This is a genomic window from Streptomyces zhihengii (genome assembly GCF_016919245.1).
In the GTDB taxonomy this organism is placed as follows: Bacteria; Actinomycetota; Actinomycetes; order Streptomycetales; family Streptomycetaceae; genus Streptomyces; species Streptomyces zhihengii.
Genome location: NZ_JAFEJA010000001.1, coordinates 2,128,188 through 2,144,060 on the forward strand (window position 1 = coordinate 2,128,188; position 15,873 = coordinate 2,144,060).

Here is a 15,873-nt window from a genome sequence, read left to right on the forward strand (position 1 = left end):
TCCCCCGTCACGCTTCGCCCAACTCCACATCGATCATCTGGAAGATCTCCTCCGCCGTGGTGGCGGCCTCGATCCGTTCCCTGGCGTTCTGCTTCTTGTCGGCCTGGGCGCTCTCCCCCGCCCCGGCACTGAGACCGGACAGCAGTGCCCGCAGCCGCTTCGCCACCCGCTGCTGCTCCTCCGCGCCGCTCGCGGCGAGCATGTCCTCGAGCTTGCGCACCTCCTGGTCGATCAGAGGCTCGGCCGGCTCCCCGCCGCCGATCCCCGCGAGCAGCAGCTCGCCGACGGCCGCCGGTGTGGGGTGGTCGAAGACGAGCGTCGCGGGCAGCCGCACCCCGGTGGCCTGGGTGAGCCGGTTGCGCAGCTCGACCGCGCTCAGCGAGTCGAAGCCGAGGTCCTTGAACGCGCGCTCGGGTTCGATCGCGGCGGCGGAGGCATGGCCGAGCACGGCCGCCACCTGCGCCAGGACCAGTTCGAGCACGATCCCGCCGCGGTCCGCCTCCGGCACCCCGGCCAGTCGCTGCACCAGGGCGCCCGCGCCGGCGCCGGACACCCGGGCGGCCGGCAGCCGCACCAGGCCCCGCAGCAGCGGTGGGAGCATCCCGGCCCGCGCCTGGGAGCGCAGCGCGGTCGTCTCCAGCAGCACGGGGGCCATGACCGCCGCGTCCACGTCGAGAGCCTGGTCGAACAGCCCGAGACCGGTCTCGGCGGTGAGGGCCTTCATGCCCATCCGCTCCAGGCGGGCCAGTTCGGCCTGCCCGAGCTGGGCCGCCATGCCCGTGGCCTCCGACCAGACGCCCCAGGCGAGGGACGTGGCGGGCAGACCGGCGGCCCTGCGGGACGCGGCGAGCGCGTCCAACGAGGCGTTGGCGGCCGCGTAGTTGCCCTGGCCCGGGCTGCCCATGAGGGCGGCGACCGAGGAGAAGACCACGAACGCCGACAGCTCAGCGTCCTCGGTCAGCTCGTGCAGATGCAGCGCCGCGTCCACCTTCGGACGCATGACCCGCTCGATCTGCCCGGGCGTCAGCGACTCCACCACACCGTCGTCCAGCACACCGGCCGTGTGCACGACGGCGGTCAGCGGCTGCTCGACGGCGCCGAGCGCTGCGGCGAGCTGCTCCCGGTCGGACACGTCGCACGCCACGACCCGGGCCTCACAGCCCGACTCGGCCAGTTCGGCGACGAGTTCGGCCGCACCCTCGGCCTCGGGGCCGCGGCGGCTGAGCAGCAGCAGATGCCGCACGCCGTGAGTGGTGGCCAGGTGACGGGCGAACAGCGCGCCCAGACCACCCGTGCCACCCGTGATCACCACCGTGCCGTCGGCGGCGAACGGGGTGACTGCGGCCTTGGCGGACGCCCGCGCCAGCCGGGGCGCGAGGAGTTTGCCGTCGCGCACGGCGAGCTGCGGCTCGTCCGCACCGAGCAGGGTGCCCCAGTCGGGTTCGGCAGCGGCGTCCGCGTCGAGGTCGACGAGGACGAAGCGGTCCGGATGCTCGGACTGGGCGCTCCGCAGCAGACCCCAGACGGCGGCCTGCGCGACATCGGGCGACTCTCCGTCCGCCGCGGGGACCGCGCCACGGGTCACGACGACCAACCGGGCCTCGGTCAGCCACTCACTCGCCAGCCACCGCTGCACCAGCGCCAGCGCCTCACCGGTCGCGGTCCGCGCGGCGACTGCCGGAGACCCGTCGGGCGTGACGATGTGCGCGAGGACGGCGTCGGGTGCCTGGCCGCCGTCGGCGACCGCGCGCTCCAGCTCGCCGAGGTCGTCACCGAGGACGGCGGTGCGGGTGGCGGCTGCGCTGGTGATGGCGGGCTGGACGGACGCCCAGCCCAGCTCGTAGACCGGCTGCCCCGCACCACGACGCAACGCCTCCAACTGCGCCGGCTCGACCGGACGCATGTCCAGCCGCTCCAGACTCAGCACATGCTCGCCCTCGACCGAGACGACATCCACCCGCAGGGCAGCATCACCCGCAGGCGCGATCCGCACCCGCACCCGCGACAGACCCGCACGCCCCGCACTCACCCCGGACCAGGAGAACGGCAGAATCGTCGACCCGCCATCCCCACCCTTCTCGGCGAACGCACCGTGCAACGACGCGTCGAACAACGCCGGATGCATCCCGAAGCCCTCACCACCGGCATCACCCGGCAGCCCCACCTCGGCATAGACGTGATCGTCGATCGACCATGCGGTACGCACACCCTGGAACACCGGCCCGTAATCGAAACCGAGCTCCGCCATACCCGCGTAGAGAACGTCACCCGACATCTCCACACCACCCACCGGCGGCCACTCCCCCGGCACCCAGCCGGAAACCACGGCCGAGTCCTCCGGAGCCAGCCAGCCACGCGCATGGCAGACCATCCCCACCGCCGGCTCGCCGGCATCCGCGACCTCCGGACGGGCGAACACCGTCACCTCACGACGACCGTCCTCACCCGCCGCACCCACCGACACCCGCAGTTGAGCAGCCCCACCCTCCTCCAGCAGCAACGGCGACTCCATCACCAGCTCATCCACCACCGGCACACCCACACGCCGCCCCGCAGCCAGCGCCAACTCCACCCACGCCGTCCCCGGAACGATCACCGTCCCCAACACCACATGGTCAAGCAACCACGGCTGCGACTCACCCGAGATCCGCCCCGTGAACACCCACTCATCCCGGTCACCCAACTGAACAGCCGCGGCCAACACGGGATGCTCGACCCGGTCCAGCCCCGCAGCCGCCACATCACCGGCACCCGCGGACGGCATCAGCCAGTAGTTCTCCCGCTGGAACGCGTACGTCGGCAGATCCACGCGCCGCGAGCCGGTACCGGCGAAGACGGACGGCCAGTCGACGCTCACACCGGCGATGTCGGCCTGCCCGAGCGACAGCCAGAAGCGGGCGAGGCCGCCCTCGTTGCGGCGCAGCGAGGCGGCGACCGACACACGGTCCGCCGCGCCGCTCGCCTCGACGGTCTCCTCGACGGCCATGGTGAGGACGGGGTGGGGCGACATCTCCAGGAAGCAGCCCGCGCCGTCGTCGACGAGCGCGCGGATGGCGGGCTCGAAACCGACCCGGGCACGCAGATTGCCGTACCAGTAGGCGGCGTCCATCGTCTCGGTGTCGACGAACGTGCCGACGGCGGTGGAGTACAGCGGCACCGTGCCGGCCGTCGGCGCGACGGCGGCCAGGGCCTCGTGCAGCTCCTCCTCCAGTGCCTCGACGTGGCCGGTGTGGGAGGCGTAGTCGACGTTGACGCGTCGGGCGCGCACACCGTCGCTCTCGCAGCGGGCGGCGATCTCGTCCAGCGCCGCCGGGTCACCCGCGACGACGACCGAGGACGGGCCGTTCACGGCCGCCACCGACACCGCACCGGCGAACGGAGCGATCAGCTCCTCCGCCCGCTCCACGCCCAGCGCCACCGACATCATCCCGCCACGCCCCGCCAGCCGGTCACGCACCAACTGGCTGCGCACCGCCACGATCCGCGCCGCGTCCTTCAGCGACAGACCACCCGCCACATACGCGGCAGCGATCTCCCCCTGCGAGTGACCGACGACGGCCGACGGCTCCACGCCGTACGACCGCCACAGCGCCGCCAGCGACACCATCACCGCGAACAGCGCGGGCTGCACCACGTCCACCCGCTCCAGCGACGGCGCCCCCGGAACACCGCGCAGCACGTCCTCCAGACGCCAGTCCACGAACTCCGCCAGCGCCTCACCACACGCCGCGATCTCCGCCGCGAACACCGGCGCCGAATCCAGCAGTCCGACCGCCATGCCCTCCCACTGCGCCCCCTGACCCGGGAACACGAACACCGGCTTCACACCGGAACCGACCACCTGACCCTCCGCGACCAGCGCGGACGGCTCGGCGGCGGCGAGGGAGGCGAGACCGGCGAGCAGGGTCTCCCGGTCCGTCGCGGCCACGGTCGCCCGGCGTTCCAGCAGCGCCCGGGTGGTCGCGGCGGAGAGGGCGACGTCGGCCGGCGTCAGCTCGGGGTGCGCGGTCAGATGCGCGTGCAGCCGCTCGGCCTGCGCCCGCAGGGCGGCGGCGCTGCGCGCCGACACCACGACCGGGACCGCCGCGAGCGGCGCACCCGGCTCCCCGGCCCCACCGGGGCCGTCGGCGGCGGGCGCCTCGGCCGGGGCCTCCTCGACGATGATGTGGGCGTTGGTGCCGCTCACTCCGAACGAGGAGATGCCCGCACGGCGCGGACGGCCGTCCTCGGCAACCCACTTGCGGGCCTCGGTCAGCAGCCGGACCTCGCCCGACTCCCAGTCCACGTGCGGCGACGGCTCGTCCACGTGGAGGGTGCGCGGCAGCACGCCGTTGCGCATCGCCATCACCATCTTGATCACACCGGCGACACCGGCGGCGGCAGAGGTGTGACCGATGTTGGACTTGATCGAGCCGAGCCACAGCGGCGCGTTCGCCCGGTCGCTGCCGTAGGTCGCGAGCAGCGCCTGCGCCTCGATCGGGTCACCCAGCTTCGTGCCCGTGCCATGGCCCTCCACCGCGTCCACCTCGGACGGCGACAGACCGGCACTGGCGAGCGCAGCGCGGATCACCCGCTCCTGCGAGGGGCCGTTGGGGGCGGTGATGCCGTTGCTCGCGCCGTCCTGGTTGATCGCGCTGCCCCGCAGCACGGCCAGCACCTTGTGGCCCTTGCGCCGCGCGTCGGAGAGCCGTTCGACGACGAGGACACCGACACCGTCGGAGAACCCCGTGCCGTCGGCGCCCGCCGCGTAGGCGCGGCACCGGCCGTCCGTGGAGAGCCCGCGCTGACGGCTGAACTCCGTCAGCAGGAACGGCCCGGACATGATGGTGACGCCGCCGATGAGCGCCATCTCGCACTCGCCGGACCGCAGCGCCTGGGAGGCGAAGTGCAGGGCGACGGCCGAGGACGAGCACGCCGTGTCCACGGACACCGCGGGGCCCTCCAGGCCGAGGATGTAGGCGATCCGGCCGGACACCACACTGGTGCTGGAGCCGGTCAGCCGGAAGCCCTCGACCTGAGCGGCGGATCCGCTGACGCCGTAGTCGGACGAGCTGACGCCGCAGAAGACGCCGATGTTGTCGCCCTTGAGCGAGGTCGGCGCGATCCCCGCGTGCTCGAACGCCTCCCAGGACGCCTCCAGCAGCAGCCGCTGCTGCGGGTCCATCGCGGTCGCCTCACGCGGGCTGATCCCGAAGAAGTCCGCGTCGAACCGGCCCGCTCCGTGGACGAAGCCGCCGGCCCGCGTGTACACCGTGCCGAGCCGGTCCGGGTCCGGGTCGTACAGGCCCTCCAGGTCCCAGCCCCGGTCGGTCGGGAACGGGCCGATGGCGTCACGCCCCTGCGCGACGAGGTCCCACAGTTCCTCAGGCGAGGTCACCCCGCCCGGGTAGCGGCAGCTCATGCCGACGATCGCCAGCGGCTCGCCCGCGTCCGCCGGCTGCCTGCGCACCACGGCGCGGCCGGCGGCGGCCTGCTTCGCCGGGGTCACCTGCGACATCAGGAACCGGGCGACGGCGGCGGGTGTGGGGTGGTCGAAGACGAGCGTCGCGGGCAGCCGCACCCCGGTGGCCTGGTTGAGCCGGTTGCGCAGCTCGACCGCGCTCAGCGAGTCGAAGCCGAGGTCCTTGAACGCGCGCTCGGGACCGACGGCGGACGCCGAGGCGTGACCGAGGACGGAGGCGACCTGCGACTGCACCAGTTCGAGGACGACCCGCTCCCGGTCGGCCTCCGGCACGGCCGCGAGCCGCTGGGCGAGCGCACCGGCACCGCCCGCGGGCCGCGCCGGCAGGGTGACGAGCCCGCGCAGCAGCGGCGGGAGCAGCCCGGCCCGCGCCTGGGCACGCAGCACGGCCTGGTCCAGATGGGTGGGCACGACCACGGCGGCGTCCACGTCGAGGGCCTGGTCGAACAGCCCGAGACCGGTCTCGGCGGTGAGGGCCTTCATGCCCATCCGCTCCAGGCGGGCCAGCTCGGCCTCCTCCAGGGCGGCGCCCATGCCGGCACCGTGCGACCAGACGCCCCAGGCGAGGGACGTGGCGGGCAGGCCGGCGGCCCTGCGGGACGCGGCGAGCGCGTCGAGGGCGGCGTTGGCGGCCGCGTAGTTGGCCTGCCCCGGGTTGCCCACGAGCGCGGCCATCGAGGAGAAGACGACGAACGCGGACAGCTCCACGTCGGCGGTCAGCTCGTGCAGGTACCGGGCTGCGTCCACCTTGGGGCGCAGCACGGCCTCGACGCGCTCGGCCGTCAGCGACTCGACCACACCGTCGTCCAGCACACCGGCCGTGTGCACGACGGCGGTCAGCGGCTGCTCGACGGCAGTCAGCGCTGCGGCGAGCTGCTCGCGGTCGGACACGTCGCATGCCACGATCCGGGCCTCGCAGCCCGACTCGGCCAGTTCGGCGACGAGTTCGGCCGCGCCCTCGGCCTCGGGGCCGCGGCGGCTGAGCAGCAGCAGGTGCCGCACGCCGTGAGTGGTGGCCAGGTGGCGGGCGAACAGTGCGCCCAGACCACCCGTACCACCGGTGATCACCACCGTGCCGTCCGGATCGAACGCTGCGGCCCCGGCACCGGCCGACGCCCGCGCCAGTCGGGGCGCGAGGAGCTTGCCGTCGCGCACGGCGAGCTGCGGCTCGTCCGCACCGAGCAGGGTGCCCCAGTCCGGTTCGGCAGCGGCGTCCGCGTCGAGGTCGACGAGGACGAAGCGGTCCGGATGCTCGGACTGGGCGCTCCGCAGCAGACCCCAGACGGCGGCCTGCGCGACATCGGGCGACTCGCCGTCGACGGAGACCGCGCCACGGGTGACGACGACCAACCGAGCCTCGGTCAGCCACTCACTCGCCAGCCACCGCTGCACCAGCGCCAGCGCCTCACCGGCGGTTCCGGCCACCGTGGCCTCCGCGGAACCGACGGCAGCAAGCACCAGCTCAGGCGCCTCGGCACCGTCGGCCAGGGCGCCTTCGAGCGCGTCCAGATCGGCGAACGGCGCACCGCTCAGCGCGAGTTCACCGAGGACGGCGGTGCGGGTGGCGGCTGCGCTGGTGATGGCGGGCTGGACGGACGCCCAGCCCAGCTCGTAGACCGGCTGCCCCGCACCACGACGCAACGCCTCCAACTGCGCCGGCTCGACCGGACGCATGTCCAGCCGCTCCAGACTCAGCACATGCTCGCCCTCGACCGAGACGACATCCACCCGCAGGGCAGCATCACCCGCAGGCGCGATCCGCACCCGCACCCGCGACAGACCCGCACGCCCCGCACTCACCCCGGACCAGGAGAACGGCAGAATCGTCGACCCGCCATCCCCACCCTTCTCGGCGAACGCACCGTGCAACGACGCGTCGAACAACGCCGGATGCATCCCGAAGCCCTCACCACCGGCATCACCCGGCAGCCCCACCTCGGCATAGACGTGATCGTCGATCGACCATGCGGTACGCACACCCTGGAACACCGGCCCGTAATCGAAACCGAGCTCCGCCATACCCGCGTAGAGAACGTCACCCGACATCTCCACACCACCCACCGGCGGCCACTCCCCCGGCACCCAGCCGGAAACCACGGCCGAGTTCTCCGGAGCCAGCCAGCCACGCGCATGGCAGACCATCCCCACCGCCGGCTCGTCGGCATCCGAGACCTCCGGACGGGCGAACACCGTCACCTCACGACGACCGTCCTCACCCGCCGCACCCACCGACACCCGCAGTTGAGCAGCCGCACCCTCCTCCAGCAGCAACGGCGACTCCATCACCAGCTCATCCACCACCGGCACACCCACACGCCGCCCCGCAGCCAGCGCCAACTCCACCCACGCCGTCCCCGGAACGATCACCGTCCCCAACACCACATGGTCAAGCAACCACGGCTGCGACTCACCCGAGATCCGCCCCGTGAACACCCACTCATCCCGGTCACCCAACTGAACAGCCGCGGCCAACACGGAGTGCTCGACCCGGTCCAGCCCCGCCGCCGCCACATCACCGGCACCCGCGGACGGCATCAGCCAGTAGTTCTCCCGCTGGAAGGCGTAGGTGGGGAGATCGACGCGGCGTGCGCCGCTGCCGGCGTAGTACGCGTCCCAGTCGACGCCCGCACCCGAGGTGTGGGCCCGGCCGAGGAAGGCGGCGAACGTGTCCGCCTCCGGGCGCTTGGAGCGCAGAGCCGGAACGAACGCGGCCTCGCTGTCGTCCTCGACGCACTGCCGGGCCATCGCGGTCAGCACCGCGTCCGGACCCAGCTCCAGGAACCGGCGAACGCCGAGGTCCCACAGGGTGGCGACACCGTCGGCGAAACGCACGGCCTGGCGGACGTGGCGCACCCAGTACTCGGCGTCGAAGACGGTGACGACCTCGCCCGTGACGTTCGAGACCACCGGGATCGCGGGCGGGCCGTAGGACAGGCCCTCCGCGATGGTGCGGAACTCGTCCAGCATCGGCTCCATGCGCGGCGAGTGGAACGCGTGCGACACCCGCAGCCGGGACGTCTTACGCCCCTCCAACGCCGGAAGCCACTCCTCCACCGCATCCGCGTCACCGGACACGACAACCGCGAGCGGCCCGTTGACGGCGGCGATCTCCAACCGGCCCTCGAAGCCGGCGAGCGACTCCGCGACCTCGGCTTCGGCGGCCTGCACCGCCACCATCGCACCACCCGCGGGCAGCGCACCCATCAACCGACCACGCGCCACCACCAGTTCGGCCGCGTCCGCGAGCGACAGCACCCCGGCCACATGCGCGGCGGCGATCTCACCCACCGAGTGACCGATCAGGAAGTCCGCCCGCACACCCAGCGACTCCGCAAGACGGAACAACGCCACCTCGACCGCGAACAGCGCCGCCTGGGTGAACTCCGTCGAGTTCAGGATCTCGCTGTCCTCGGCCAGCAGCTCGCGCAGCGAACGCCCCAGCCGGGGGTCGAGTTCGGCGCATGCCTCGCTGAGTGCCTGCTCGAACGCCGGAAAGCGAGCCGCCAGTTCGAGGCCCATGCCCGTGCGCTGGGACCCCTGCCCCGTGAACAGGAACGCCGACTTGCCGCCGACCCCCGAATCCGAGACCGCGACATCACCGAGCCGCGCCAGCAGCTCATCGCGGTCCGAGGCGACCACCACCGCACGCCGCTCCAGCAGCGCACGCGAGGTCACCGACGAGAAGGCGACGTCCGCCACCGACACGTCCGGGTCAGCCGCCAGCCGCTCCCGCAGCCGCTCGGCCTGGGCCTTCAACGCCACGTCCGTACGCGCCGAGAGCACGATCGGCACCGGAGCACCGAAGGCTGCCCGCTCAGCAGGCGCCTCCGCAGCCGGCGCCTCCTCCACGATGATGTGCGCGTTGGTGCCGCTCACACCGAACGACGAAACACCCGCACGCCGCGGACGCCCGCCCTCGGCCGCCCACTCCCGGGCCTCGGTCAGCAGCCGGACCTCGCCCGACTCCCAGTCCACGTGCGGCGACGGCTCATCCGCGTGCAGCGTCGGCGGCAGCACACCGTGCCGCATCGCCATCACCATCTTGATCACACCCGCGACACCCGCAGCGGCCGACGTGTGACCGATGTTCGACTTGATCGACCCCAGCCACAGCGGATCCCCGTCCCGCTCCCGGCCATAGGTCGCCAACAGCGCCTGCGCCTCGATCGGGTCACCCAGCTTCGTGCCCGTGCCATGGCCCTCCACCGCGTCCACCTCGGAAGGCGACAGACCGGCGGACGCGAGCGCCGCACGGATCACCCGCTCCTGCGACGGACCGTTCGGAGCCGTCAGACCGTTGCTCGCGCCGTCCTGGTTCACCGCGGTGCCCCGCACCACACCCAGGATCCGGCGACCGTTGCGGCGCGCGTCCGACAGACGCTCCACCACCAGCACACCCGCACCGTCCGAAAACCCCGTCCCGTCCGCAGCGGCCGAATACGCCTTGCAGCGACCGTCTTCGGCGAGGCCGCGCTGGCGGCTGAAGCCGATGAGCAGGTCGGGGGTGGCCATGAGCGAGATGCCGCCGACGAGGGCGAGTGAGCACTCGCCGTTGCGCAGGGCCTGGCCGGCCATGTGCAGGGCGACGGCCGAGGACGAGCACGCCGTGTCCACGGAGACAGCCGGGCCCTCGAAGCCGAGCGAGTACGCGACCCGGCCGGACACCACGCTCATGGTGGTGCCGGTCAGGTGGTAGCCCTCCAGCTCGGGGACCATCGTCGCGTGGTAGCCGGAGGAGACGGTGCCGCAGAACACGCCGGTGTCACTGCCCCGCAGGGTCGTCAGGTCGATCCCGGCGTTCTCGAACGCCTCCCAGGAGGTCTCCAGCAGCATGCGCTGCTGCGGGTCCATGGCCAGCGCCTCGCGCGGGCTGATCCCGAAGAAGTCGGCGTCGAACTCGCCGATGCCGTCGACGAAGCCGCCGGCCCGCGCGTACACCGTGCCGAGCCGGTCCGGGTCCGGGTCGTAGAGGCGCTCCAGGTCCCAGCCGCGGTCGGCGGGGAACGGTCCCATGGCGTCGCCGCCGGTGGAGACCAGCTCCCACAGGTCCTCGGGCGAGGTGACCCCGCCCGGGAAGCGGCAGCTCATGCCGACGATGGCCAGCGGCTCGTCCGTGGACGAGCGGCGCTTGCGCGCCGGGGCGCGGGCGGGCGTCGGGGCGATGACGACCTCGGCCACCAGGAGCCGGGCGACGGCGACCGGGGACGGGTGGTCGAAGACGAGTGTCGCGGGCAGGCGGACGCCGGTGGCCTGGGTGAGCCGGTTGCGCAGCTCGACCGCGCTCAGGGAGTCGAAGCCCAGCTCGTTGAAGGCCCGGGAGGGGTCGACGGCGGCGGCCGAGGCGTGGCCGAGGACACCGGCCACCTGCTCCAGCACGAGGTCGAGGGCCACCTGCTCGCGGTCCGCCTCCGCGACCCCGGCCAGGCGGCGCCCGAGGGATCCGCCGGTGTCGGCGCGACGGGCGGGGGCCGGCGCGAGGCCGCGCAGGATCGCGGGGACGAGACCGTCCCTGGCCTGGGCGCGCAGCGCTGCCGTGTCCAGCCGGACGGGGGCCAGGAGGGCCGCGTCCGTCGTGAGGGCCTGGTCGAAGAGGTCGAGGCCCAGCTCGGCCGAGAGCGGCTGGGAGCCCATGCGCTCCAGGCGGGCGAGTTCGGCCTCGCTCAGCTCCCCGGCCATGCCGCCGACGCCGCCCCAGAGGCCCCAGGCGAGGGACGTGCCGGGCAGACCGGCGGCCCTGCGCGACGCGGCGAGCGCGTCCAACGAGGCATTGGCGGCCGCGTAGTTGCCCTGCCCGGGGCTGCCGATCAGCGCGGCGACCGAGGAGAAGACCACGAACGCAGCCAGATCGACGCCCTCGGTCAGCTCGTGCAGATGCAGCGCCGCGTCCACCTTCGGACGCATGACCCGCTCGACCTGCTCGGCCGTCAGCGACTCCACCACACCGTCGTCCAGCACACCGGCCGTGTGCACGACGGCGGTCAGCGGCTGCTCTACGCCGCCGAGCGCTGCGGCGAGCTGCTCCCGGTCGGACACGTCACAGGCCACGATCCGGGCCTCGCAGCCCGACTCGGCCAGTTCGGCGACGAGTTCGGCCGCACCCTCGGCCTCCAGGCCACGACGGCTCAGCAGCAGCAGATGCCGCACACCACGCGCGGTGACCAGATGACGGGCGAACAGCGCACCCAGACCACCCGTACCACCCGTGATCACCACCGTGCCCTCGGCGGCGAACTCCGTCACCGCCACACCCGCAGCCGCACGCGCCAGCCGCGGCGCGAACACCCGACCGCCACGCACCGCGAGCTGCGGCTCGTCGAGGTCGGGGAGCCCGCCCCAGGCCAGGCCGTCCGTGGTGGTGTCGGCGTCGAGGTCGACGAGCAGGATCCGGCCGGGGTGCTCGGACTGGGCGCTGCGCAGCAGACCCCACACGGCGGCCTGCGCGACATCGGGTGCCTCGCCGTCCACCGTGACCGCACGACGCGTGACGACGGCCAGCCGGGCGCCGGCCAGGCGGTCGGCGGCGAGCCAGGCGCGCACCAGGGCGAGCGTCCGGACGACGGCCTCGGTCGGGGTGGCGGCGGTCGCGTCGACGCCCGTGAGGACGAGGGAGGGCACGGTCGCGGAACCGTCGGCGAGTGCCTGTTCCAGGGCCGCCAGGTCCGCGAACGCGGAGCCTTCGGCGGCGAGTTCACCGAGAACGGCGACATCGGCGGATCCGCCGGTGGCGACCGTGACCGGGCTCCAGTCCACTTGGTGGAGCGAGCCCCCGCCCGCCTGGGTGGCGCGGGTGAGCTGGACACGGTCGACGGGACGGAAGACCAGTCTGTCCATGCCGAGGACGAGCGCGCCGTCCTCGTCCACGATGTCGATCCGGAAGGACACGTCGCCGACCGGGGTGAGACGGGCCCGTGCGCGGGTGACACCGGTCCGGCCGAGCTGGACGCCGTTCCAGGAGAACGGCATGACGAGCGAGTCGTCGGCCTTCTCCCCGTACAGGCAGCTCTGCACGGCGGAGTCGAAGAGACCCGGGTGCAGGCCGAAGGCGTGGGCGCCGTCCGTGTCGTCCGGCAGCGCGAGGTCGACGTAGACGGCGTCGTCGTCCTGCCATGCCTCGACCACTCCCTGGAACAGGGTGCCGTAGTCGTAGCCGATGTCCGTCATGCGGGTGTAGAGCGACTCCGCGGTGAGCGGCTCGGCGTCCTGCGGCGGCCAGGCGACGTCCCACGCCGGGACCGTCGACGCCGACTCCGCGGCGAGCCAGCCACGGCCGTGGCAGACGGCCTCCGCGGCGGCCTCCGGGTCGTCGGTCTCGGGGTGGGAGAAGATCACGAACTCGCGCCGTGCGTCGTCGTCCGTGTGACCGACGACGATCTGGAGCCTGCGCCCCGCCGCGTCGTCCAGGATCAGCGGCGCCTCGATGACGAGTTCGTCGAGCACCGGGCAGCCGACCTCGCGTCCGGCGGCCAGGCTCATCTCGACCAGCGCCACACCGGGCACCACGACCGCGCCCATGACGACGTGGTCACGCGTCCAGGGCTGGGTGTCGGTGGAGATCCGGCCGGTGAACAGCCACTCGCCCCGGTCGCCGATCAGCGCCCGGCCGGCGAGAAGGGGGTGGTCGACGGCGATCAGACCGGCGGCGGACACATCCCCCGCGACCGTGACCGGGGCCAGCCAGAACCGTTCCCGCTGGAAGGCGTAGGTGGGGAGATCGACGCGCTGAGCACCCGTGCCCGCGTAGACGGCCTCCCAGTCGACGCCCGCACCCGAGGTGTGGGCGCGGCCCAGGAACGCGGCGAACGTCTCCGCCTCCGCGTGCTTGGAGCGCAGAGCGGGCACGAAGGCGGCCTCGGTGTCGTCCTCGACGCACTGCCGGGCCATCGCGGTCAGCACCGCGTCCGGACCCAGCTCCAGGAACCGGCGAACGCCGAGGTCCCACAAGGTGGCGACACCGTCGGCGAAACGCACGGCCTGACGGACGTGGCGCACCCAGTACTCGGCGTCGAAGCCGGTGACGACCTCACCGGTGACATTGGAGACCACCGGGATCGCGGGTGTGCCGTAGGACAGGCCCTGAGCGATGGTGCGGAACTCGTCCAGCATCGGCTCCATACGGGGCGAGTGGAACGCGTGCGAGACCCGCAGGCGGGACGTCTTGCGTCCCTCCCACGCCGGAAGCCACTCCTCCACCGCGTCCGCGTCACCGGAGACGACGACCGCGAGCGGCCCGTTGACGGCGGCGATCTCCAACCGGCCCTCGAAGCCGGCGAGCGACTCCGCGACCTCGGCCTCGGCGGCCTGGACCGCCACCATCGCACCACCCGCGGGCAGCGCACCCATCAACCGACCACGCGCCACGACCAGCTCGGCCGCGTCCGCGAGAGACAGCACCCCCGCCACGTGCGCGGCGGCGATCTCCCCGACCGAGTGACCGATCAGGAAGTCCGCCCGCACACCCAGCGACTCCGCCAGACGGAACAACGCCACCTCGACCGCGAACAGCGCCGCCTGCGTGAACTCCGTCGAGTTCAGCACCTCGCCGTCCTCGGCCAACAGCTCCCGCAGCGAACGCCCCAACCGCGGATCCAGCTCCGCACACACCTCGGCCAGCGACGCCTCGAACACCGGGAACCGAGCCGCAAGTTCAAGGCCCATGCCCCGACGCTGCGACCCCTGCCCCGTGAACAGGAACGCCGACTTACCCCCCACACCCGAATCCGAGGCCGCGACATCACCGAGCCGCGCCAGCAGCTCATCGCGGTCCGAGGCGACCACCACCGCACGCCGCTCCAGCAGCGCACGCGACGTCACCGACGAGAACGCCGTGTCGAGGGCGGACAGGTCCGGGTGGGCCACCAGGTGTGCATGCAGTCGCTCCGCCTGGGCACGCAGCGCGGCGTCGGAGCGGCCCGACAGCACGACGGGGACCGCGCCGGCGGTGCGGGGGGCGGCGGTCGGCCGCGGGGTGGTGTCGGCGGCGGCGTCGTCGGGGAGCGGCTCGTCGGCCGGGGCCTCCTCCACGATGATGTGCGCGTTGGTGCCGCTCACTCCGAACGAGGAGATGCCCGCACGGCGCGGACGGCCGTCCTCGACGGCCCACTCCCGGGCCTCGGTCAGCAGCCGGACCTCGCCCGACTCCCAGTCCACGTGCGGCGACGGCTCGTCGGCGTGCAGCGTGGGAGGCAGCACGCCGTTGCGCATCGCCATCACCATCTTGATGACGCCCGCGACGCCCGCGGCGGTCGAGGTGTGACCGATGTTCGACTTGATGGAGCCGAGCCACAGGGGCTCGCCGTCGCGCTCCCGGCCGTACGTGGCGAGCAGGGCCTTGGCCTCGATCGGGTCGCCGAGGACGGTGCCGGTGCCGTGGCCCTCGACCGCGTCGACGTCGGCCGGGCGCAGGCCGGCGTTGGCGAGCGCGGCGCGGATGACGCGTTCCTGCGAGGGGCCGTTGGGGGCGGTGAGGCCGTTGCTGGCGCCGTCCTGATTGACGGCCGTGCCCCGGATCAGGCCGAGGATGCGGCGGCCGTTGCGGCGGGCGTCGGACAGGCGCTCCAGGACGATCATGCCGAGGCCGTCGGAGAAGCCGGTGCCGTCGGCGGAGGCGGAGTACGCCTTGCAGCGGCCGTCGCGGGCGAGGCCGCGCTGCCGGCTGAACTCCATGTGCAGGAAGGGACCGGAGAGCACGGTGACGCCGCCGGCGAGGGCGAGCGAGCACTCGCCGGCCCGCAGCGCGGTGACCGCCATGTGGAGGGCGACGGCGGAGGCCGAGCAGGCGGTGTCCACGGACACGGCCGGGCCCTCCAGGCCGAGGCTGTACGCGACCCGGCCGGAGACGACGCTGGTGGTGGAGCCGGTGAGGCGGAAGCCCTCGATCTGCGGCAGGGCCCCGGCGGGCATGGCCGCGTAGTCGGAGGGGCCGACGCCGGCGAAGACGCCGGTGTCGCTGCCGCGCAGGGTGTGGGGGTCGATTCCGGCGTCCTCGATCGCCTCCCAGGACGCCTCCAGCAGCAGTCGCTGCTGCGGGTCCATCGCGGTGGCCTCGCGCGGGCTGATGCCGAAGAAGTCGGCGTCGAAGTCGGCCGCGCCGTCGATGAATCCGCCCTCGCGGGCGTAGACGGTGCCGAGCCGGTCCGGGTCCGGGTCGTAGAGGTTGTCGAGGTCCCAGCCGCGGTCGGCGGGGAACGGGCCGATGCCGTCGCCGCCGGTGGCGACGAGCTGCCACAGCTCCTCGGGCGAGGTGACCCCGCCCGGGTAGCGGCAGCTCATGCCGACGATCGCCAGCGGCTCCCCGTCCCGGGACTCGTACTCGCGAAGGCGTGCGCGGGCCTGGTTGAGATCGCTCGCCATCTTCTTCAGATAGCGGGCTATCTTCTCCTGCTGTTCGGTGTTCTCTACCATTTCCCCGCCCC

The 15,873-nt window shown here is 73.2% G+C and carries 1 protein-coding gene; it reads right to left on the minus strand.

Annotation, left to right across the window (positions count from 1 at the left end; translation table 11 throughout):
- Positions 1-7 precede the first annotated feature (7 nt).
- Entirely contained in the window at positions 8-15,862 is a 15,855-nt protein-coding gene (locus tag JE024_RS41000) for a type I polyketide synthase (RefSeq protein WP_244882705.1), read from the minus strand.
- Between the last annotated feature and the right edge of the window lie 11 nt (positions 15,863-15,873).

Coding starts and splice junctions, on each gene's coding strand:
- JE024_RS41000 (WP_244882705.1), bottom strand. CDS start 15,862: ATGGTAGAGAACACCGAACAGCAGGAGAAGATAGCCCGCTATCTGAAG.